The sequence below is a fragment of the Synechococcus sp. R3-13 genome (assembly GCF_047462195.1).
Taxonomy (GTDB): domain Bacteria; phylum Cyanobacteriota; class Cyanobacteriia; order Thermostichales; family Thermostichaceae; genus Thermostichus.
On sequence record NZ_JANSIO010000323.1, the window covers coordinates 7,983 to 9,063 of the forward strand.

General features: G+C 59.9%; 1 pseudogene. It reads right to left on the reverse strand.

The annotated features are described in order from the left end of the window. Positions 1-33 precede the first annotated feature (33 nt). Positions 34-1,081 (reverse strand): annotated as a pseudogene (locus NW856_RS10085) (hypothetical protein); the annotation flags it as partial.

Below are 1,081 nucleotides of genomic sequence, written 5' to 3' on the forward strand. Positions count from 1 at the left end.
GAACAGTGGGTTGGCCAAACCAGGGGGGGAGCTCTAGGGATCCACCACCTCAAAGGCCCACAGACCTCGCTCAGCAGGGATCCGGTGCAACCGTCCGCTGGGAAAACGCCGTTGCAGTTCTGCCCCTTGCTGATCCCATACCCACTCGTTCATGAACAGGGTAAACGGTGGCTCCAGCGCCTGGATGGGCAACACCTCAGGGGAAAACACCGCTACCTTTTGTTCCCGTCCGGCAAAAAATTGGATCCAGCTTTGCCAATAGTGGGGTTCCCCCCAGCCGAAATAGGGGTAGGCAGCGCTGGCGGCCAGATAGAAGCGGTAGTCGGGATCCCCTTGGCGAGCTGCCACATAGCGCCCGGTAGCCCCCACATCATTGCCTTGAGTCCAGCCTTTGTGGACAAAGTCTCCAAAAATGGCCAGGTTCCACCCCCCAATCAGCAGGATTGCCCCCGCCATCGCCGCCGCCGGCAGCCAACTCCCGGTCCGGGATCCCCAGCGTTCCAGGAGACCTGCCAGCACTTGGATCCCTTCCAAGGTTAGATAGGCTACAAAGGGCAGGATCACCAGCAGGCGGGTGTAGTTGGGGGCTTTGGTGATGGCCAAGCTAAACAGCAGGTAGAGAAATAGGAAGCTGCCGATACAGAGCCAGTCGTGGGGCTGGCTGCGCTTCTTGAAAAGGCGGTAGAGGCCGGATCCCAGCCCCAGCCAGATCAAAGCCCCCGTCAAGGGATCCACAAAAGCATGGCCGTAGTTGGGATAGATGTAGCCGCGGTCGTGCTGGCCGGGGTCGTTGAACATACTCAGGCCGTTGAAGATGTTGCGCCAGACCGCCTCCTCTGGCGTAGCCGCATTCACCCACATCTGTTGTAACGCCCGCCCTTCCGGGAAAAAGAGAAATTGTTGGCGAGAGTACTCGGCGCTCACCGCAGGTGCTGTGACCGTGGCCACCAGAATGGGCCCAGCCACCAGAAAAAAGCCCAGCGCCGCGGGCACCGTCAGCTTAGCCAGGACCCAGAGGGAATTAGCTTGCTTGTTTTCTCCTCGGAGATCCTCCCGGCCCAGGAGCAGGTACAGAACTCCA